Source organism: Streptomyces sp. DSM 41931, assembly GCF_050271085.1.
GTDB lineage: Bacteria > Actinomycetota > Actinomycetes > Streptomycetales > Streptomycetaceae > Streptomyces > Streptomyces albogriseolus.
The window spans coordinates 184,373-203,680 of record NZ_CP189902.1; the positions used below are offsets into that span (position 1 = coordinate 184,373).

The following is a 19,308-nucleotide window of genomic DNA, read 5'->3' on the forward strand; positions in this document are numbered from 1 at the left end:
AACCGGTTCTGGGAGGACCCCGGAGGGTCCTCCCAGGACACGCATGCGGTCAGCGATGTTCTTCAGCGGTGCCGTCCTCGTGGGCGCGCTCCGCCGGCGGGTGTCCTTCCTCCTTCCGTCCGGGTCGAGTGCGCAGCAGGACGACGACGGCGGAGGCGGCCGCGACGGTGGACAGGCCGAGCAGCAGGACGCGGTCGGGGATCGCGCCCGCCCACCGGGAGAGGCGTTCCTCCCAGGCGAACTCCGCGTCCACTCCCATCAGGGACGGCAGGGCGGAGGTGCCGTCGAACGCCAGGAAGAGGACACCGAGCAGGATGAACATCGTGCCGCCGGCCAGGGAGGTGGTGTGCAGCGGTACTCTCCCGAGGTGGATCACCCGGCCGCGCAGCCACTGCCGGCGTCCGAGGTCGTAACGGTCCCACAGGGCGGCGAGGACGAACATCGGTACGGCCATGCCCAGGGCGTAGACGGCCAGCAGCGCGCCGCCCCGCCAGGGGTTGCCGCCCATGGCCGCGACGGTCAGGACGGCGCCGAGGATCGGCCCCGCGCAGAAGCCCGCCAGGCCGTAGACCGAGCCCAGCGCCAGCACGGAGGCCGCGGATCCCGAGCGGCGCCCGCCGGCTGCCTGCTGCAGGCGGCGCGAGCCGAACCCGCGTCCCAGCACCTGGGCCACGCCGAGCGCGATGACCAGCCAGCCGCCCGCCGTCACCAGGGTGTCCCGGTGTCCGTAGAAGAGCCGCCCGGCGAAGGAGCCGGCCACCCCCAGCGGCACCAGGGTGAGGCAGAGTCCGGCGTAGAACAGTGCCGTGCGGCCCAGGAGCCGGGTGCGGCTGGTGAAGGAGTACGCGAAGAAGGCCGGCAGCAGCAGGGCCGAGCAGGGGCTGAGGAGGGCCAGCAGGCCGCCCAGGAAGGCGACCAGCACCCCGGGGTCACTCATCGCCGTCTTCCTGCTGCCGGGCCTGTTCGGCGGCCTCGTCGATGATGCCGGTGAAGACGTCCGTGGGCTGGGCGCCGAGCACCGGCCGTCCGTTGATCAGGAACGCGGGCGTACTGGTGACCCCGATGCCGTAGCCCTCCTCGCTGTCCCGGGTGACCGCCTGGTGGGCGGCCTCGGAGGCCATGTCCTTCTCGAACCGTGCGAGGTCCTCGACGCCGGCCTTCCGGGCCATGGCGAGGAGGTTGTCCTCGCTGAAGTCGCCCGCGTTGCGCCGGCGCGGCTCGGCGTAGGCCTCGTCGTGGAACTGCCAGAAGCGGTTCTGCTGTCCGGCCGCCCAGCCGGCTCGTGCGGCCTGGTCGGACTCGGCGCCGAAGACGGGGAAGTTGCGCCACTCGATGCGCAGGATGCCCTTGTCGACGTAGTCGCGGACCAGGTCCGGCTTGGTCTCGCGGGCGAACCGGCCGCAGAAGGGGCACTGGAAGTCGGAGTACTCGATCAGCACGACGGGCGCGTCCGGGCTGCCGAGGGCGAGCGGATCGTCGGCGTCCCGGCGGGCCAGGGTGAGCAGCTCCGGGTTCGCCGGTTCCTGTGCCTCGGGGGTCGACACCGTGGCGGGGGCGGCCGTACCGGCGGTGCCGCGACCGAGGGCGAAGGCGAGGACGGCGGTCACGACGGCGGTGGCCAGCGCGATCACGGCGAGGACGCGTCGGGTGCGGCCAGGTCGTGGCCGCCGGGTTCGGGAAGACGCGGAGGGTGTGGAAGTTCCGGGCATGGTGGTGCTCCGAGGGGTGAGAAAGAGTGAGCAGAGCGTGTGTACGCGGGGGCGGCGAAAGGCTCAGCGGCGGACGGGCACGGGGCACGCGTCGGCCGTGGAGAGCCTGCGCAGGGCCGCCTCGGCCAGCAGGACGAGGGAGACGACGGCCACCAGCGGTTGCAGCGGGGCCCAGTAGGTGAGCGCTCCGGAGGCGCCCAGCAGGACCAGGACGAGCTTGTTGCAGACGGGGCAGCCCACCGCCAGCAGTGACAGCAGGCCGCCGGCCGACCCGAGCCGGCCGACGGTCTTCGCGGACGGATCGTCGCGGTCCGCCGGGGCTCGGGAGCCGCGCGGCCGTGCGACGAAGGTGGCCAGGACGAGTCCGGCGAGCACCGCGGTGGCGGCGAGCACGGGGTAGTTCCACCACTGGACGGGGACGTAACGGGAGAACAGGGGCGAGGGCACCACCGCGGTGGGTACGCCCACCAGCACCGTGGTCACTGCGGCTCCGGCTGTGGCGGCGGCCCACTGCGGGGACTGCCAGGCGGCCAGCGTCGCTCCCGCCCGGCGCAAGGACCGGGAGGAGGGCATGAGAAGGACTCCGTTTCGCTGAGGAGGTGAAGGGACACGGCACGCGGGCCGGTCTAGATCCTCAGGACGGAGAGCTGTACCAGGGCGGAAGCAGGAGGCGCGGCCCTCGGCCAGGCGCCCGCGGGGTCGGGGTCTGCCGGCGCGGCCGGTGTCCGGTTCTGCTCGCGTTCCGGTGCCGGCAGCGGCACGGACGGGCGGGAGCCGTCGTGGGTGGAGGCGGCGTCGGGGGTGGCCTGCTTGCCGCAGTGCCCGCGGCCCGACGACGCGGAGTCGGCCGTCTCATGGAAGGCAACGGCTTCCACGACATCGAGACTGCCCTGCTCCGCAGCGGTCCGGCCGGCGAGGGGTCCTGCTGCGGGCCGTACGTCGGCTGCGGCGGAGGCCGGTTCGGCGCGGACGGGTTCCGCCGCGGACTGCCCGGCCGCACACAGGGACGAGACCAGCACGGCGACCAGCACCAGCACGCAACGCAGCACGGAACCCGCTCTGTGGTGCGAAGAAGGCACTGTCATCGTGAGAGCTCCGTGACGCGACACCGCTGACGGGAGCCCACGATAGGGCATACGGGCAGGGGTATGCGCCTGCGGGTCGCGAAGCCCCCGGACGACCGGCCGACGACACTTCTCGCGTGAGGCGCATCACAATCGGATACCCCCCGGGGCATAAACCCGATCCTGTTACGGTTGAGCTCAGGCATACCCCCCAGGGTATTTCTGAAGGCAAGTGAGCAGGAGTTCCCCGCATGGTTCCCGAGATCGGCCAGCAGCGGTTCGCCGAGGCGCAGGCGGCAGGCGCCCTCGTCGTCGACGTCCGTAACAGCGGCGAGTACCGGGCCGGACACGTCCCCGGCGCCCGCTCGGCACCGCTTCCCAACCTCCCCCTGATCCTCAGCGAGCTGCCCAAGGACCGTCCGGTCTACGTGATCTGCCAGAGCGGCGGCCGCAGCGCGCAGGCGACCTCCCTGCTCCGCGACTTGGGCTACGACGCCCACAGCGTCAGCGGCGGCACCGCCGCATGGATCGACGCCGGCCGCCCCGCCGCCACCGGCGACGAGCCCGGCGCCCCCACCGCCCCCGCCACCTCCGAGGAGACGCGATGATCACCGTTCTGCCCGTCGAGACCCCCGGCCTGGGGGACCGCACCTACCTCGCGCACGACGGTTCCGTGGCGCTGGTGGTCGACCCCCAGCGCGACTACGACCGCGTCACCGCACTGGCCGACGCCGCCGGAGTGCGGATCACCCACGTGTTCGAGACGCACATCCACAACGACTACGTCACCGGCGGCCTGGCCCTCGCCCGCGAGGTGGGCGCCCAGTACCTGGTGAACGCCGACGACGAGGTCTCCTACGAGCGGACCCCGGTCCGCGACGACCAGGTGATCGAGGTCGGCGACACCATGCGGGTGCGGGCGATCCACACGCCCGGCCACACCCACACCCACCTGTCCTACGCGCTGGAGGCGGGCGGCGAGCAGATCGCGGTGTTCACCGGCGGCTCCCTGCTGTACGGCACCACCGGGCGGCCGGACCTGCTCGGCCCGGACCACACCGACACCCTGGTGCGGGCCCAGTGGCGCTCCGCCCACCGGCTGGCCGAGGAACTGCCGGACGAGACGGCCGTCTACCCCACCCACGGGTTCGGCTCGTTCTGCTCCGCGACCCAGGCCTCCGGTCTGTCCAGCACCATCGGCGAGGAGAAGCGCACCAACACCGCGCTGACCGCCGACGAGGAGGCCTACGTCCAGCAGCTCCTGGCCGGCCTGGACGCCTACCCGGCCTACTACGCCCACATGGGCCCGGCCAACTCCGGCGGCCCCGGCAAGCCGGACCTGTCCGCGCCGTCCGTGGCGGACCCGGCCGAGCTGCGGCGCAGGATCGAGGACGGCGAGTGGGTGGTCGACCTGCGCGACCGCACCGCCTTCGCCGCCGGGCACCTCGCCGGCAGCCTCAACTTCGGCCTGGACGGACAGTTCGTCACCTACCTGGGCTGGCTGATCCCGTGGGGCACCCCGCTCACCCTGCTCGGCGAGACCGCCGACGACGTGGCCGAGGCCCAGCGCGAACTGGTCCGCATCGGCATCGACCGCCCGGCCGCCATGGCCACCGGGAGCCCCGACGACTGGGCCGGCGGCGAGCCCCTGGCCTCCTACGAGCGGGCCGGCTTCGGCGACCTGAAGGCCGCCCTCGGGAGTGACGACCTCGTCGTCCTGGACGTGCGCCGCAACCAGGAGCGCGCCGAGGCGCACATCCCGGGCTCGGTGCACATCCCCGTCCACGAGGTGCCGGGCCGCCTCGAGGAGATCCCCGCGGGCCGCGTCTGGGTGCACTGCGCCGGCGGCTACCGCGCCGGAGTCGTCGCCGCGCTGCTCCACGCCCGCGGCCGTGACGTCGTCGCCGTCGACGACAGCTTCGACCACGCCCTCGACCTGGGGCTGGGCCTCCTCGCCTCCGACACCCCCGAAACCCCCGACACTCACGACAACCGACAGGAGATCAACGCGTGACCACCCCCACCACTCCCCGCAGCCTGACCATCGACGACCTGCGCACCCGGCTCGACTCGGCCAACCCGCCCCGGCTGCTCGACGTCCGTTCCCCGGCCGAGTTCGAGGGCGCTCACATTCCCGGCTCCTATAACGTCCCGCTCGACACCCTGCGCGAACACCGCGAGGAGCTGACGAAGCACCTGGACACCGACGTGGTGCTGGTCTGCCGCTCCGGCCAGCGGGCCGGCCAGGCCGAACGCGCCCTCGCCGAGGCCGGGCTCCCCGGTCTCGCGGTTCTGTCGGGCGGTATGACGGCCTGGGAGAAGTCCGGCGCCCCGACCAACTACGGTCAGGAGCGCTGGGACACGGAGCGCCAGGTCCGCCTGGTCGCCGGCTCGCTGGTGCTGGTCGGCGCAGTCGGCAGCTTCTTCGTACCCGGTATGCAGGCGCTGTCCGCGTTCGTCGGCGGCGGGCTGGCCTTCGCCGCCATCAGCAACACCTGTGCCATGGGCGTGATGCTGTCGAAGATGCCGTGGAACCGCACCCCGTCCTTCGACCCGCGCAAGGCCGTCGCCCAGCTCGCCGACGGCAGGTGACGGTCATGACGCTGACGCTCGTCCTGGTTCTCGCGCTGCTGGTCGGCGTCTCCCTCGGGCTGCTCGGGGGAGGCGGGTCGATCCTGACCGTCCCGCTGCTGGTCTACGTCGCGGGCATGGACGCCAAGGAGGCCATCGCCACCTCCCTGTTCGTCGTCGGCGTCACCTCCGCCGTGGGCATGATCAACCATGCCCGCGGCGGACGGGTCCGCTGGCGCACGGGCGTCCTGTTCGGAGCGGCCGGCATGGCCGGCGCCTACACCGGCGGGCTCATCGGCGGCCACATTCCCGACGTCGTCCTGCTGATCGCCTTCGCGGTCATGATGATCGTCACCGCCGCCGCCATGCTGCGGGGCCGCAAGAACGCCGGCCCCGACCGGGCGCACCAGCAGCTTCCGGTGGGGCGGATCCTGCTGGACGGCGCGGCCGTCGGCCTGGCCACCGGTCTGGTCGGCGCGGGCGGCGGCTTTCTCGTCGTCCCCGCCCTGGCCCTGCTGGGCGGGCTGCCGATGCCGGTGGCCATCGGCACCTCCCTGCTGGTCATCGCGATGAAGTCCGCCGCGGGCTTCGCCGGCTACCTGTCGAGCGTCCAGATCGACTGGACCCTGACCCTGGCCGTCACCGGGTTCGCCGTCGTCGGCAGCTTCGCCGGAGCGCGGCTGGCCGGGCGCGTCCCCGCCCACGTCCTCTCCCGGCTCTTCGCCTGGTTCGTGCTGGCCATGGGCACCTTCGTCCTGGTCCAGCAGGCCCCCGCCCACATAGCGGTCCCGATCCTGGCGGCCGTCGCCTCGCTCGGCGCCGGTGCGGGCGTCTGCTACGGCTTCGTCGCCCGCTGTCCGCTGCGACGCGCCGTCCACCGGGTCTAGCGCGCGCCCGGCCTCCCCTCTGCCCCGGTGCTCCGCCCTTCGGTGCGCCGGGGCAGCGGCATGCCGTGCCGCCCGGGGAATGCCCCGACCCGGTCCGGCGTTCTTTACCCCAGGGGGTATCAAAGGCCGTCAGTCCGGCTACTCCGGCACATCGGAAGGAATCGCATCATGAGCACCGTCGCACTCACCGCCGCCGACTTCGAGAGCACGGTCACCGGCAACGACATCGTCCTCGTCGACTTCTGGGCCGCCTGGTGCGGACCGTGCCGGATGTTCGCCCCCGTCTACGAGAAGGCCTCCGAGGCGCACTCCGACATCGTCTTCGGCAAGGTCGACACCGAGGCCGAGCGGGAGCTGGCCGCCGCGGCGGACATCACCTCGATCCCCACGCTGATGGCCTTCCGCGACGGCATCCTGGTCTTCTCCCAGCCCGGCGCCCTGCCGCCGCAGGCGCTGGACCAGTTGATCACCGCGGTGCGCGGGCTCGACATGGCCGAGGTCCGCGCCTCTCTCGCCACCCGGAGCCCCGGTCGGTGACCGCGCCCGGTCCCGGACCGGCTTCGCGAAAGGAAGAACCCATGGTCCAGCTCCCCGCCGACCAGGTGCGGTCGGCCGCCAACCGGCTCAAGCGCGCACAGGGCCAGCTCGCCGGCGTCGTGCGCATGCTGGAAGAAGGACGTGACTGCGAGGAGGTCGTCACCCAGCTCGCCGCGGTCAACCGCGCGCTGGACCGGGCCGGTTTCGCCATCGTCGCCAGCGGCCTCAAGGAGTGCCTGAGCCAGGAGGGCGGGGCCGACAGCCTCGACACCCAGAAGATGGAGAAGCTCTTCCTCTCCCTCTCGTGACCCTCCGGCCCGGGCGGGTCAGCTGCTCAGGAGAGGGCGGCGAGGGCGGCGTCCAGGCGGGCGGTGGCTTCCTCGGCGACGGGCCCGAGGGCGTCGAGACCCGTGAGGGTGACCATGGTGCCCGGGTCGAGGGCCTGGACGAGCATGTGGTCGCCGTCGCGGCGGACGACGACGTTGCACGGCAGAAGCAGACCGATCGAGCGGTCGGCCTCCAGAGCCCGGTGGGCGAGGGGCGGGTTGCAGGCGCCCAGGATCAGGTACTCCTCCATGTCGTGGTCGAGCTTGGCCTTGAGGGTGGCCGTCACGTCGATCTCGGTGAGAACGCCGAATCCCTGGTCGGCCAGGGCCCGGCGGACGGCCGCGACGGCGGTGTCGAAGTCGGTGGTGGCCAGGCGGACGGTGAGGTCGTAGGACACGGTGCGCTGCTCCTTCGGTGCGGAATACCTGATTCCCTTGATACCCCTCCGGGTACCCGTCGCCAGGGAAGCGATACCGGACGGGGCGTCCGGCCCAATGGAATACCCCCCTAGGTATTACTGCTAGGGTGGGTGGGTCGCCCGATACCCCCCGGGGTACACCGTCTCATGTATGAGGAGCCGTAGTCGTGTTCTTCGTCGACACCCTGGAGTTCGAGGGCCTGGGCAACCGCAGCTATCTGGTCGGCGGACCCCGTGCGGCGGTGGCCGTCGATCCGCCGCGTGACGTCGACCAGGTGATCGCCGCCGCGGCGAAGCGTGGTGTGCGCATCGCGTATGTGGCGGAGACCCATGTGCACAACGACTACATCACTGGCGGACCGGAGCTCGCCCGGATCACCGGCGCCTCCTACCTGGTGCCGGCCGCGGCCCATGTGTCCTTCGCCCGCACCCCGGTCGCCGACGGCGACACCGTGACGGTGGACGAGGGCCTGGTGCTCCGCGCGCTCGCCACTCCCGGACACACCCCGCACCACACCTCCTACGTCCTGAAAGAGGACGGGCGCGGTGCGGCGGCGTTCACCGGCGGGTCGCTGCTGATCGGCACCGTGGGCCGGCCCGATCTGGTCGAGCCCCGGCTGACCGAGGAGCTGGCGCGTGCCCAGCACGCCTCCGCGCACCGGCTGGCCGACGAGCTGGACGACGAGGTGCCGGTGCTGCCCACCCACGGCTTCGGCAGCTTCTGCTCCTCCTCGCAGGCCGAGGGGGACGCGACCACGATCGGCCGGGAGCGCACGGCCAACGACGCGCTGACCCTGGACGTGGACACCTTCGTCGCCGAGATGCTCGCGGGGCTGGACGACGTGCCCGCGTACTACGCGCACATGGGTCCTGCCAACGCCGCGGGCCCCGCGCCGGTCGACCTCACCCCGCCGGGGCGCGCGGACGCCGGGGAGATCGCCGCCCGGCTGGCCGCGGGTGAGTGGGTGGTGGACCTGCGCAGCCGCACGGCCTTCGCCGAGGGGCATGTGGCCGGGTCGTTCAACTTCGAGGGCGACGGCAAGCTCGCCACCTACCTGGCCTGGCTGATCCCGTGGGGCAAGCCCGTCACCCTGCTCGCCGACACCCCGGAGCGGATCGCCGACGCGCAGCGGGAGCTGGCCCGGGTCGGCATCGACCGCCCGGCCGCCGCCGCCACCGGCGACCCGGCCGCCTGGATCCGCGAGGGCGAGCGGCTCGCCTCCTTCCCGCGGGCCCGCTTCGCCGACCTGGCCGAGGTGCGCGGGCGCGGCGAGGAGGTGGTGGTGCTGGACGTGCGCCGCGACTCCGAACGCGCCGCGGGACACGTGGAGGGGGCGGTGCACGTCCCGGTCCACGAGCTGTACGGCCGTCTCGACGAGGTGCCGTCCGGAACCGTGTGGGTGCACTGCGCGGGCGGGATGCGCGCGGCGATCGCCGCCTCCCTGCTGGACGCCGCCGGACGAGCCGTCGTCGCGGTCGACGACGGCTTCGACGCCGCCCGCGAGGCGGGCCTGACCGTGACCCGCCCCTGATCAACCGTCCGCTCACCCCAGCCAAGGGCACCACCATGTTCCTCTTCCGCCGCGGCACCGGCCGCCTCACTCCCGACCAGGCCCGCAGCCGCACCGACGACGGCACCGCCGTGCTGCTCGACGTCCGTGAGACACCGGAGTGGAAGGCCGGGCACGCACCCGGCGCCGTCCACCTGCCCCTGACCCGGCTGCTGGCCGGGGCCGCCCTGCCACCAAACGCCCAGGGCCGGCCGGTGGTGGCGATCTGCCGCTCCGGGCACCGCTCGCAGCAGGCAGCGAAACTCCTGGCCTCCCGCGGCGTCGACGCCGTCGACGTCACCGGCGGCATGAACGCCTGGGCGAAGGCCGGACTGCCGGTCGTCGACGAGCGCGGACAGGGCGGCCGGATCGCGTGAGCGCACTGGTCCTGGCCCTGATCGCGGGGGCCGTGGTCGGCCTGGCACTCGGCGCGCTCGGCGGCGGCGGCAGCGTCCTGGCCGTTCCCGCCCTGATCTACCTGCTCGGCTTCTCCCCCGCCGCGGCCACCACCGGCAGCCTCGTCATCGTCACCGTGACCTCGCTGACCGCGCTGTACGCCCATGCCCGCGCGGGAAACGTACGGTGGAGAGCCGGCGCGGCGTTCGCCGCCGCGGGCCTGCTGCCGGCCGCGCTGGCGGGAGCCGCCGCCGGACACCTGCCCCAGGCCGTCCTCACCCTCGCCTTCGCGGTGGTCGCGGCCGTCGCCGCACTGAGGATGCTCCGGCCCGCCGATCCGGCCGGCGGGGAGCCCCGATCGGTTCGGCCGGGCAGGGCCGCCGCGGCGGGGGCGGGACTGGGCGCGCTGACCGGACTGCTGGGCGTGGGCGGCGGTTTCCTCGCCGTGCCGGCCCTGGTCACCGTCCTGGGCTTCGAGATGCGGGCCGCCGTCGGCACCAGTCTGCTGGTCATCACGGCCAACTCCCTGGCCTCGCTCGCCACCCGCTCGGGGGCCGCGATCTCCCTCGACTGGGCGGTGATCGGCCCCTTCATCGCGGCCGCCGTCCTGGGCGCGTGGGACGGCAAACGCCTCGCCGCGAAGGTCTCAGGACCCGGCCTGCAGCGCGTCTTCGCGGTGGCCCTGCTGGCCGTGGCCGCCTTCATGCTCGCCGACGCGGTGACATGAGCCGGTGCTCAGGCCGGAGCCGGTGCTCAGGCCAGCGACAGGAACAGCTTCTCCAGGCGGGCGCGCATCACGTCCCGGTCCCCGTTCACCTGTCCGCCCTCCGCCATGCAGTGCTGCAGCCCCGTCGCGATGATCGCGAAACCGGCCCGGTCCAGCGCCCGGGAGACCGCCGCGAGCTGCGTGATCACGTCCTCGCAGTCGCGCCCCTCCTCGATCATCCGGATGATCCCCGCGATCTGGCCCTGCGCCCGCCGCAACCGGTTGAGTACGCTCTTCAGCTCTTCGGCCGCCATGTCCAGTTCCACGCATCCTCCTCCATCAATACCCCTTGGGGTATTCTAGTCCCTTCGGCGCTTCTTCCGGACGAAGAGACGAAAAGCCACCTCACGCACATGAGCACCCACCATGGTCGTCGGTTCCGTCCAGCCCGCCGAGCCGTTGAAAACCTACGCCGTCGGTGCGCCGTGACCACCGCCGGTCTCACGGAACGGACCGGCCACACCCATGTCACCGTCCTCGGCGACGGCCGCCCCACCCCCGCTGAACGACCAACCTGCCCCACCGCGCCCGGCGGCTGCGGGGCCGCGGGCTGCGTCCTTCGGACCTCACGGAGGGCCGGCCAGCCCTCGCGCGGTGGCCGCGCAGCGGCTATGCCGGAAGGAGGCGAGGGATGCGCTCAGGTAGGCGACCAGGGAGCACAGGATGTCCGAGAAGCGATCATGCCGACGAACGGGAGCCGGACTGCTCCCCTTCGTGACAGCGTCCGCAGCGCTGGCGTTCTACACGCTGCGGTGCCGGCCGAGGCTGCTCACCTGGGGTGCGACGCAGGATGAGATCGCCCGCGCGTACCCCGGCGACGAGCTGGTGCCCGACCCCGACGGCACCTCGACGATGGCCACCGACCTTCCGGCACCCCCGGAGCAGGTCTGGCCCTGGCTGGCGCAGATGGGGTACGACCGCGGAGGCTGGTACAGCTGGGACCTGCTGGACCACTACGGACACCCCAGCGCGGACCGCATCGTGCCCGAGTGGCAGAAGCTGGAGGAGGGCCAACGCCTCAAGGCCTCTCGTGACGGTACGTACTGGTTCACCGTGGCGCTGCTGGAGCCGGACCGGACCCTGGTGCTTCGCTCGGGTCTGGACCTCTCCGGAGGGCGGTCCTTCGACCCGCTGACCGAGCCCTTGCCGCAGGCGCGGCTGGACGGGATCTGGGCGTTCCACCTGCGGCCCGCGCCCTTCGGTGAGACGCGTCTGGTGGTCCGCACACGCGGTCGGGGCCGTCCCCGGTGGCTCACGCGGCCTTTCGACCTGACGCTCGGCGAACCCGCGCACTTCATCATGCAGACCCGCCAGTTCCACAACCTGCGCACCCGGGTCGGCAGGGAGACATGACCCGGGAGTACCGGGCCTCGCGCCATCCCGTCCGTGTACCCGCATGGCCCTGTGAGGCGGGCCGTAAGCCCCATGGCACCAGGACGTCACCGGGGTGAGTCTGGAGGGAGCGAGAACGCTTTGGACTCAGGAGGCACAGTGGGTGGTTTGGTGATCGTCGGCGTGGACGGGTCGGCGTCGAGTCTCGCCGCGGTGGAGGCGGCCGCGCGGGAGGCCCGGCTGCGGACGGCCGCCCTGAAGGTGGTGCACGCCTTCCTGTGGCCCGCCATGCATGTTCCCCTGGGCCCGTCGCCTCTGGGGCCGCCGGAGGGCGGGATGCAGAACATGGTCGACCGTCTGGTGGCGGAGGCGGTGGAGCGTGCCCGGGCCGCGGCGCCGGAGGTGGAGGTGTCGCACGCCGTGGTGACGGGAGAGCCGTTGACGGTGCTGGAGGCGCAGTCGCGTGCCGCCGATCTGGTGGTCGTCGGATCCCGGGGGATGGGCGGGTTCGTCGGGCTCATGGTGGGTTCGACGGCGGTGCATCTCGCGGCGCACGCGCGCTGCCCCGTGCTCGTCGTGCGCGAAGAGGCCCCCGTGGACGGTCCCGTCGTCGTGGGCGTCGACGGCTCCCCCGCCGGGGACAAGGCGGTGGAATTCGCCTTCCAGGAGGCCGAGCTGCACGGGAGCACCCTGATCGCGCTGCACGCCTGGACCACGTGGAACGCGCCGCTGCCCGCCCCCCAGGATCCGACCGAGCCGTACGCGAACCCGGCCGAGGCGCTCGGCCAGGAGGAGAAGCGTCTGCTGTCGGAGGCACTGGCCGGGCACCGGGAACGGCACCCGGATGTCGCCGTGGAGCACGAGACGGTGCACGGTCCCACCCGCGAGGCACTGATCGAGGCGAGCCGGACCGCCCGGCTGGTGGTGGTCGGGGCACGGGGACGCGGCGGCTTCTCCGGGCTGCTGCTCGGATCGGTCAGCCAGGCCCTGCTGCATCACGCGCACTGTCCGGTCGCCGTGGTGCGGGGAACGGCCGCCCGTCACTGACGACGGCCGCCCGTCGCGAACCGCTGACCGGTGAGGAACGCCATGATCCACGCCAACCCCGCCGACGACACCCGCCGGGCCGGCTCGCGGAAGCCGGCGCCGGGGCCCGCCACGGAACCGGCGGGACCGTCCTGGCTCGAACCCGTCCTCCTGGCCGTCACGGCCGCGTCGCTCCTCTCGGGGGGCATCCTCTGGCTGCTGGGCCACGGCGACGCCGCCGATCTGTGCTGGGCGCTGGGCACGGCGTTCGCCGTCGTGCCCGCGACCGGCTGGGTGGTGGCCGCGCTGCGGCGCGGCCACGCGGGAGTGGACCTCATCGCGGTCCTGGCCCTCGGCGGCACCCTGGCCGTCGGCGAGTATCTCGCCGGGGCCCTGATCGGTCTGATGCTGGCCACCGGGCGCGCGCTGGAGGCCGCCGCGCAGCGGCGCGCGTCCCACGATCTGCGGGCGCTGCTCGCGCACACGCCCCGCACCGCCCGTCGGCGCACCGGGACCGAGGTCCGCCCGGTTCCCGTCTCCGAGGTCGCCGTGGGGGATCTCCTCGTCGTCGGCGCGGGCGAGGTCGTCCCCGTCGACGGGCAGGTGGCGGGCCCGGCGGCCGTCCTGGACGAGTCGGTGCTCACGGGCGAGTCGGCACCGGTGGAACGGAAGCCCGGGCAGCCGGTGCGCAGCGGCGTCGTGAACGCGGGCGGGGCCTTCGACCTGCGGGCCACGGCGACCGAGCAGGACAGCACCTACGCCGGGATCGTGCGCCTCGCCCGGCAGGCCGGCGCGGAGGCGGCCCCCGTCGTCCGCCTGGCCGACCGCTACGCGGCCTGGTTCCTGCCCCTCTCGGTGGCGGTGGCGGGGCTGGCCTGGCTGCTGAGCGGCTCCGCGGTGCGGGCCGTGGCGGTGCTGGTGGTCGCCACCCCCTGCCCGCTGCTGCTCGCCGCCCCGGTGGCGATCGTCTCCGGTCTGTCCCGGGCGTCCCGGCTGGGTGTGGTGGTCCGGGACGGCGGCGCGCTGGAGCGCCTGGGGCGGGCCCGCACGCTGCTCCTCGACAAGACCGGCACCCTCACCGGCGGACGCCCGCGCGTGGTCGACGTGACCGCGGCCCCCGGCTGGAAACCCGCCGAGGTGCTGCGGCTGGCGGCCACGGTGGACCAGTACTCGCCGCACGTCCTGGCCCACGCCATCGTCGACGCGGCCCGTGAGCGCGGGCTGGAGCCGTCGATGGCGACGGATGTGTCGGAGGAGGCCGGCCGGGGCGCGTACGGCGTGGTCGACGGGCGCAGGACGGCCGTGGGCCGTCTGGAGCCCACCACGGTGGTCCCGGAATGGGCGCGGGCCGCGGAGAACCGGGCGGTGCTGGACGGCGCCGCCGTCGCCTGGCTCACCGTCGACGGCGTTCCCGCGGGAGCCGTCATGCTGCGTGATCCTCTGCGCCACGACGCGCCACGCGCCCTGAGGCGGCTGCGCTCGGCCGGCATCGACCGGATCGTGATGCTCACCGGCGACCGGCCCGAACCCGCCCGCGAGATCGCCGCCGTGCTGGGCCTCGACGGCGTGCGGGCCGAACTGACCCCGGCCGACAAGGTGGCCGCGGTCCGCGCGGAACGTGGGCGTGCCGTCACCGTCATGGTCGGCGACGGGGTGAACGACGCGCCCGCGCTCGCCGCCGCGGACGTCGGCGTGGCGATGGGCGCGCGGGGTTCCACCGCCTCCTCCGAGGCCGCGGACATCGTCCTGACCACCGACCGTGTGGACCGGCTGGCGGACGCCACGTCGATCGCCGTGCGGTCGCGCCGTATCGCCGTGCAGAGCGCCTTGGGCGGCATGCTGCTGTCGCTGGTGGCCATGGGCGCGGCCGCCGTGGGGCTGCTGCCCCCGGCCGTCGGCGCGCTGCTTCAGGAGGGCATCGACGTGGCGGTCATCCTCAACGCACTGCGCGCCCTGCGCGTGGGCCAGGGCGCCCGGCCGGCCCTCGAACCCGCGGCCGAGGCCCTGATCCACCGCTTCGCGGCCGAGCACGAGGATCTGCAGGACGTGCTGCAGGCCGTGCGTGACGCCGCGGCCCGGCTCTCGGAGCCCGGCGGGGACGGGCAGGCCCTGGAGTCGGTGCGCGAGGTGAACCGGCTGCTCACCGAGCGGCTGCTGCCGCACGAGTCCGCTGAGGAACACGAGCTCTATCCGGCTCTCGAACCGGTGCTCGGCGGGCCGGAGGCGACGGCGACCATGAGCCGCGCCCACGCCGAGATCGAGCGGCTCGCCGGGCGGGTGGCCGCCCACCTGTCGCTCGCCGACGCACAGGGCGCGCTGGAGCCGGAGCAGCTCGAGGACCTGCGTGCCTGTCTCTACGGTCTGCACACCGTGCTGCGGCTGCATTTTACGCAGGAGGAGGAGAACTACTTCTCCCTCGCTCCCTGACCGCGCCGTCAGCCGCTCTTCAGCTCGCGGCCGATTCCCGCGGCCCATGACTCGATCCGGCCGAAGTCGCGGAAGTCCCCGCCCTTTCCGTCGCGCAGGATCATCCGGGCGACCCAGCCCTTCGCGCCCTCGCGCAGACAGCCGCCGAACGTGACGTGGTCCCGCGCGTCGAGGCGGACCACGGCCTTCTGCACCCAGGGCACGGGCGGTATGTCCCGCTCCGCCGCGGAGGCGTCGAGCGGCCCGCTGCTGAAGAGCCACAGCGGACGGCCGGCCAGCTCCTTGCCGTGGCGGCGGACGAACCGGCGGGCGTCCCGGTGCCAGCGGCCGGCGTACAGTCCGCCGCCGACCACGACCGCGTCGTAGGACGCGGCACTCGCGACGGACCCGGCAGCCCGCGCCTCGGCCGTGAGCCCTTCCTCGCGCAGGACTCCGGCGACGGCCTCGGCGATCTCCGCCGTCGATCCGTTCGTCGTCCCGTAGGCGACCAGCACCTTCTTCGCCATGGCGGTCCGCCTCCTTCCACGGCCCCACGCGACAGCGGCCGGCGCTCCCTATCATGGCGCGCGGCCGGTCCGTCGGCAGCCGGAGCGCGCCCCGGTCTCTTCCTCCTTCTCCCCGCCGGACCGTGCGGACATCTGACGCGCCCCTGTTCAGACCCGTTGCGGAACGACGGCGACCGGGCACTGGGCGTGGTGCAGCAGAGTGTGCGCGACCCTGCCGAGCTGGAGACCGTGACGGCCGTGCCGCCGCATGGCTCCGACGACGACCAGGTCGGCGCCGGCCGACGCCTCCAGCAGGACCTGGCGGGGAGGGCCTTCGACCGGTGTGCGGGTCACGTCGACGTCCGGGTGTTCCCGCACCGCCTGGAGCAACGCCTCGTCGAGGTTGGCCGACGCGCGTTCCTCGTGCGCGGACGTGCCGTCGGCCGCGGTCCGGGGGCCCTCGTGCCCGGGAGCCGGGCGGCGCCAGGCGCGCACGGCGTGCAGGGCCGAGCCGCCCACCGCGGCCTCGCGGAAGGCGAACCGCACGGTCTCCAGGCAGTGGGGCAGGTCACCGACCCCGACCACCACGCGTCCGAAGACCCCCTGACGGTTTCGCTCCCCGCCACGGACCACGACGACCGGGCATGTCGCGCGGGCGGCCACGCCGAGCCCGACCGACCCCAGCGTCAGCCCGGCCAGCTCGCCGCGCCCCCGGGAGCCCACGACCAGCGACCATGCCTCGTGCCCGGCCGACAGCAGTGCCGACACCGGGTCCTCGGGGAGCACGTCGCCGGACACCTTCACCTCCGGACGGCGCAACCGGGCACGCTCCAGTGCGGAGGCGACGATGTGCTGGGCGAGGACGTCACCGGCGGGGCGCTCCCGTGCGAAGGACGGGACCCTGCCTTCGTACCGTTCCCACAGTGAGGCATGGACCAGCCGCAGAGGCAGCTCGTGCCGCGCCGCCTCCTCCACCGCCCAGTCCAGGGCCGCGAGGCTGGGATCGGAGCCGTCGACCCCCACCACCAGCGGAAGTTCCATGGCCGCCACCCGCCTTCCTCTGCCGCCGCTCACAAGACGCTTCGCACACAACCGTCGCACCGCCCTCGGCCCGCCGCGACCTCCGCACGGCTTCCGTGGGTCCCGCCCGGCCGGCCCGGTCCGGTGCACCGCCCCGCCCGTGCCGCCGTGGGCGAGGGCATCGATACTGGGGTCACGGCATCGGTGGAGTCGTGCGGTGACGCGGGCGGTCGTGGAGTCACCGGAGTCCTAAGGGACCGGCCGGCTTGCGGGCCTCCCCTCGGCGAGCCGTCCGTCGGCGGACCCACCACAAGGAGGTGCCCCCCCATGGACGTCCTCGTCGGTTACGCGACCGCCCACGGATCCACCCGGACGATCGCGGCGCGGATCGCCTCCGTGCTGAGCCGTGCGGGGCTGACGGCCGAGGCCAGGCCCATGGAGGAGGTCGAGGACGCCGGCGCGTACCGCGCGTTCGTCCTCGGCAGCGCCGTGCACGGACAAAGCTGGCTCCCCCTGGCCCGGCAGTTCGTACGGGACAACCTTGATGTGCTCGGCGCCCGGCCCGTGTGGATCTTCAGCGTGGGGATGCCCGCGGCACTGCGCGGGCCGTGGCGACGTCTGGCTCCCCTGGAACTGCCCACCGTCGAGCACGGGCTGCCGTCGAATTTGGGGCACCGCGGTCACCGCCTGTTCTCCGGGACCATCGGGCGCGACCAGCTCCCCCGCTCCGGACGCGTGTTCTTCCGCCTGGTGGGCGGACGCTTCGGCGACTTCCGGGACTGGGCGGCCGTCGACGACTGGGCGGCCGGCATAGCCGGTGAACTCCGCCCCGCTCCCTGACGCCTCCCTGACACCCGCGTGACGCCGCACAGGTCGTCGTTCGCGTCGGCCTTCTTGAGTCGCCGATGCCGGCGGGCGGCCCGACAATTGCCGTATGGCCCGGCACAGCGCACACGCGAACGATCCGGCGACCCTGACGGTCAAGGGGCGGGACGTCAGGCTGCGCACCATCGGCTTCGTGCTGCTGGCCGGCCTGGCCATCTGGTTCATCGCCGCCAACACGAAGTCGGTCACCATCAGGCTGTGGGTCCCCACCGTCACGCTCCCGCTGTGGAGCGTCCTCACGGTCACGCTTCTCGCGGGCATGATCCTCGGTCTGCTCGTCGCCCACCGGCGCTCCCGCCGCTAGCGGCCCGCGGCGGAGGCGCCCGTCTTCAGCGGTTCAGTAGTGGGGTACGACGGCCACGGGGCAGACCGCCTGCTGGATCACGGCGTGGGTCACCGGGCCGGTACGCGCGATGCTGAGACGGTCGGTGAGCCGGTGTCCGACGACCAGCAGCTCCGCTCCGGACGCCGCCTTCAGCAAGGCGTCGGAGGGTTTGCCGTCCACCACCGTCCGGTGGACCTCGACATCGGCGTACTTGTCGCCCCACACCTGCGTCACGGCGGTGAGGAACTGCAGCCACTCCTCGGCCCGCTCCGGATCGCCAACCAGACCGATCTCTCCCGGGCCCAGGGTGAGGGGGTCGGGAGCGCGCCAGGCGTGCAGGACGCTCAGCCGCGCGTGACGCGCCCGGGCCGCCTCGAAGGCGAACTCGATCACCTCGTCGCACGGTTCCGTGACATCGACGCCGAGGACCACGTCCCGCCGGCCGCTGGGGGCCGCTTCCTGGGTCTCCCCCGCCGTGTCGTCGGCCCGTACGAGGACGACGGGTCCGGTGGCCCTCGCCACGACCTCGCGCGCGACCGACCCCACCAGCAGTCCGGTGATGCGGCCCAGCCCGCGCGAGCCCAGCACCAGCGGCTCGGCGTCGGCCGACGCCTTCACCAGGGCGGCGGAGGCAGGCCCCTCGACCTGCTCGTCGTACACCCGCACGTCGGGGCAGGCCGCGCGCACACGTTCCTCCGCCTGTCGCAGCAGACGCCGCGCCCGGTGCCGCCCGGCCGCGTCGGTGATCTCCGCCTCCCCCGGGCGCGGGTGCCAGTTGCGCACATGCAGCAGCCGCAGCGGCCGTCCGCGGAGAACGGCCTCACGAGCCGCCCACTCGGCGGCGGCGAGGCTCTCGGGGGAACCGTCGATCCCGACGGCAACAGGTGCAAGCATCACGCCCACCTCCAGAAGACCTTCCCTCTGTATCAGCGTCACGCGGGAGCGGTGTCCCGTACAGGGGCCGCCGGGTCCACCCGCGGGGATTTCCGGAGGCCCTGTCGGCACCGTGGCCGGGGCCCTTCGGCCCTACGGCCGGCGGACGGGCGGAGGTGTCATGGAAGGGAACCGAGGGCCAAGAAGACACGGAGAAGCGGAGTGAGACCGCGCACCGTGCAATGAGGATCCGCAAGAAGCGGGCGGCCCTCGGTTCCCTCCCGGCCGACGTGCGACCGGCTCCGTGCTCCGCGACCCTGGAAGGCGAGGGCGGCGCCGCGAGGAGCACCTATGGACTGGGAAACGATCCACAAGGACACCGCACCCGTGGTCCCGCCCCGTCTCACCGACTACGAAGAAGCCCGGGCGGCGTTCACCTGGGACCGGGCGCGCGGCGCGCTGGCCGGGCTGCCGGGCGGCGGGCTCAACATCGCGCACGAGGCGGTGGACCGGCACGCGGTGTCCGGGCGGGCGGACAAGGTCGCGCTGCGGTGCATCGCGAGGGACGACGCCGTCACCGACGCGAACGTACCGGTGTGCGTATCGACGACGCGGACACGCCACAGCTCACCACGCTGTCCGGAAGCGCCGACTTCCTCGTCGCCCACGCCCCGTGAGCGCTGTCGCCGTCGCCCCGGCGCGGACCGGGT

Annotated in this window: 23 protein-coding genes; 14 read left to right on the forward strand and 9 right to left on the reverse strand. The window is 73.5% G+C overall.

What is annotated here, in order from left to right; translation table 11 throughout:
- Positions 1-49: 49 nt before the first annotated feature.
- The 4 genes from ACP7TJ_RS00950 to ACP7TJ_RS00965 all read right to left on the reverse strand — a co-directional run bounded on the left by ACP7TJ_RS00950 (position 50) and on the right by ACP7TJ_RS00965 (position 2,794).
- Positions 50-937, reverse strand: coding sequence for a cytochrome c biogenesis CcdA family protein (locus tag ACP7TJ_RS00950; RefSeq protein ID WP_427761714.1), 888 nt, complete (start codon positions 935-937; stop codon positions 50-52).
- On the reverse strand, positions 930-1,709 hold the full coding sequence (locus ACP7TJ_RS00955) for a DsbA family protein (RefSeq protein ID WP_386002148.1): 780 nt from the start codon (positions 1,707-1,709) through the stop codon (positions 930-932). Before ACP7TJ_RS00955 ends, ACP7TJ_RS00950 begins: the two co-directional genes overlap by 8 nt.
- A 63-nt stretch (positions 1,710-1,772) precedes the next feature.
- Positions 1,773-2,282: a hypothetical protein gene (locus tag ACP7TJ_RS00960; RefSeq protein ID WP_427761717.1), complete on the reverse strand. Its 510-nt coding sequence runs from the start codon at positions 2,280-2,282 to the stop codon at positions 1,773-1,775.
- A 53-nt stretch (positions 2,283-2,335) separates the two neighbouring features.
- Positions 2,336-2,794 carry a hypothetical protein gene (locus ACP7TJ_RS00965; RefSeq protein ID WP_427761719.1) on the reverse strand — a complete coding sequence of 153 codons (459 nt, stop codon included), beginning with the start codon at positions 2,792-2,794 and terminating at the stop codon, positions 2,336-2,338.
- Positions 2,795-3,024: 230 nt separating this feature from the next.
- Here ACP7TJ_RS00965 and ACP7TJ_RS00970 point away from each other — a divergent pair, with 230 nt between their 5' ends.
- The 6 genes from ACP7TJ_RS00970 to ACP7TJ_RS00995 all read left to right on the forward strand — a co-directional run bounded on the left by ACP7TJ_RS00970 (position 3,025) and on the right by ACP7TJ_RS00995 (position 7,076).
- Positions 3,025-3,381 carry a rhodanese-like domain-containing protein gene (locus ACP7TJ_RS00970; protein ID WP_167744182.1) on the forward strand — a complete coding sequence of 119 codons (357 nt, stop codon included), beginning with the start codon at positions 3,025-3,027 and terminating at the stop codon, positions 3,379-3,381.
- On the forward strand, positions 3,378-4,787 hold the full coding sequence (locus tag ACP7TJ_RS00975; RefSeq protein WP_370162348.1) for a rhodanese-like domain-containing protein: 1,410 nt from the start codon (positions 3,378-3,380) through the stop codon (positions 4,785-4,787). The genes ACP7TJ_RS00970 and ACP7TJ_RS00975 overlap by 4 nt, the downstream gene beginning before the upstream one ends.
- Positions 4,784-5,365, forward strand: a complete 582-nt coding sequence (locus ACP7TJ_RS00980) for a rhodanese-like domain-containing protein (protein WP_427761722.1) — start codon at positions 4,784-4,786, stop codon at positions 5,363-5,365. The genes ACP7TJ_RS00975 and ACP7TJ_RS00980 overlap by 4 nt, the downstream gene beginning before the upstream one ends.
- Before the next feature lie 5 nt (positions 5,366-5,370).
- Entirely contained in the window at positions 5,371-6,231 is an 861-nt protein-coding gene (locus ACP7TJ_RS00985) for a sulfite exporter TauE/SafE family protein (protein WP_380883666.1), read from the forward strand.
- 168 nt (positions 6,232-6,399) lie between these two features.
- Positions 6,400-6,768: a thioredoxin gene (trxA, locus tag ACP7TJ_RS00990; protein ID WP_167744185.1), complete on the forward strand. Its 369-nt coding sequence runs from the start codon at positions 6,400-6,402 to the stop codon at positions 6,766-6,768.
- A gap of 41 nt (positions 6,769-6,809) precedes the next feature.
- Entirely contained in the window at positions 6,810-7,076 is a 267-nt protein-coding gene (locus ACP7TJ_RS00995; protein WP_037938242.1) for a metal-sensitive transcriptional regulator, read from the forward strand.
- Between the two features lie 26 nt (positions 7,077-7,102).
- Here ACP7TJ_RS00995 and ACP7TJ_RS01000 read toward each other — a convergent pair whose 3' ends face one another.
- On the reverse strand, positions 7,103-7,492 hold the full coding sequence (locus ACP7TJ_RS01000) for a DUF302 domain-containing protein (protein WP_367453075.1): 390 nt from the start codon (positions 7,490-7,492) through the stop codon (positions 7,103-7,105).
- A gap of 188 nt (positions 7,493-7,680) precedes the next feature.
- Between ACP7TJ_RS01000 and ACP7TJ_RS01005 the strand changes: the two genes are divergently transcribed.
- Genes ACP7TJ_RS01005 through ACP7TJ_RS01015 form a run of 3 tightly spaced genes read left to right on the forward strand, consistent with a single transcriptional unit; the run spans position 7,681 to position 10,186 of the window.
- Positions 7,681-9,045 (forward strand): MBL fold metallo-hydrolase, encoded by a 1,365-nt coding sequence (locus ACP7TJ_RS01005; RefSeq protein ID WP_427761725.1) that lies wholly within the window; start codon positions 7,681-7,683, stop codon positions 9,043-9,045.
- Between the two features lie 35 nt (positions 9,046-9,080).
- Positions 9,081-9,440 carry a rhodanese-like domain-containing protein gene (locus ACP7TJ_RS01010; protein WP_367453077.1) on the forward strand — a complete coding sequence of 120 codons (360 nt, stop codon included), beginning with the start codon at positions 9,081-9,083 and terminating at the stop codon, positions 9,438-9,440.
- Complete coding sequence (locus ACP7TJ_RS01015) at positions 9,437-10,186, forward strand: sulfite exporter TauE/SafE family protein (protein ID WP_427761728.1); 750 nt, start codon at positions 9,437-9,439, stop codon at positions 10,184-10,186. The genes ACP7TJ_RS01010 and ACP7TJ_RS01015 overlap by 4 nt, the downstream gene beginning before the upstream one ends.
- Before the next feature lie 26 nt (positions 10,187-10,212).
- On the opposite strand, the gene ACP7TJ_RS01020 is transcribed toward ACP7TJ_RS01015, so the two are convergent.
- Positions 10,213-10,491, reverse strand: a complete 279-nt coding sequence (locus ACP7TJ_RS01020; protein ID WP_093769705.1) for a metal-sensitive transcriptional regulator — start codon at positions 10,489-10,491, stop codon at positions 10,213-10,215.
- 448 nt (positions 10,492-10,939) lie between these two features.
- On the opposite strand from ACP7TJ_RS01020, the gene ACP7TJ_RS01025 reads away from it, so the two are divergent.
- The 3 genes from ACP7TJ_RS01025 to ACP7TJ_RS01035 all read left to right on the forward strand — a co-directional run bounded on the left by ACP7TJ_RS01025 (position 10,940) and on the right by ACP7TJ_RS01035 (position 15,010).
- Positions 10,940-11,578 carry a hypothetical protein gene (locus tag ACP7TJ_RS01025; protein ID WP_404715477.1) on the forward strand — a complete coding sequence of 213 codons (639 nt, stop codon included), beginning with the start codon at positions 10,940-10,942 and terminating at the stop codon, positions 11,576-11,578.
- 138 nt (positions 11,579-11,716) lie between these two features.
- The gene (locus ACP7TJ_RS01030) at positions 11,717-12,604 is read left to right on the forward strand and encodes a universal stress protein (RefSeq protein ID WP_167744192.1); all 888 of its coding nucleotides are present in this window, start codon (positions 11,717-11,719) and stop codon (positions 12,602-12,604) included.
- 42 nt (positions 12,605-12,646) lie between these two features.
- Positions 12,647-15,010 (forward strand): heavy metal translocating P-type ATPase, encoded by a 2,364-nt coding sequence (locus ACP7TJ_RS01035; protein ID WP_404715476.1) that lies wholly within the window; start codon positions 12,647-12,649, stop codon positions 15,008-15,010.
- A gap of 8 nt (positions 15,011-15,018) precedes the next feature.
- On the opposite strand, the gene ACP7TJ_RS01040 is transcribed toward ACP7TJ_RS01035, so the two are convergent.
- Both ACP7TJ_RS01040 and ACP7TJ_RS01045 read right to left on the reverse strand, forming a co-directional pair.
- Positions 15,019-15,516: a flavodoxin domain-containing protein gene (locus ACP7TJ_RS01040; protein ID WP_093769710.1), complete on the reverse strand. Its 498-nt coding sequence runs from the start codon at positions 15,514-15,516 to the stop codon at positions 15,019-15,021.
- Positions 15,517-15,663: 147 nt separating this feature from the next.
- On the reverse strand, positions 15,664-16,536 hold the full coding sequence (locus ACP7TJ_RS01045) for a universal stress protein (RefSeq protein WP_093769921.1): 873 nt from the start codon (positions 16,534-16,536) through the stop codon (positions 15,664-15,666).
- 306 nt (positions 16,537-16,842) lie between these two features.
- On the opposite strand from ACP7TJ_RS01045, the gene ACP7TJ_RS01050 reads away from it, so the two are divergent.
- The gene (locus ACP7TJ_RS01050; RefSeq protein ID WP_385997569.1) at positions 16,843-17,355 is read left to right on the forward strand and encodes a flavodoxin domain-containing protein; all 513 of its coding nucleotides are present in this window, start codon (positions 16,843-16,845) and stop codon (positions 17,353-17,355) included.
- Positions 17,356-17,449: 94 nt separating this feature from the next.
- Positions 17,450-17,704, forward strand: coding sequence for a LapA family protein (locus ACP7TJ_RS01055; protein WP_244353927.1), 255 nt, complete (start codon positions 17,450-17,452; stop codon positions 17,702-17,704).
- A 33-nt stretch (positions 17,705-17,737) separates the two neighbouring features.
- Here the strand turns inward: ACP7TJ_RS01055 and ACP7TJ_RS01060 are convergent, their stop codons facing one another.
- Positions 17,738-18,619 (reverse strand): universal stress protein, encoded by an 882-nt coding sequence (locus ACP7TJ_RS01060; protein ID WP_427761733.1) that lies wholly within the window; start codon positions 18,617-18,619, stop codon positions 17,738-17,740.
- Positions 18,620-19,308: the final 689 nt, after the last annotated feature.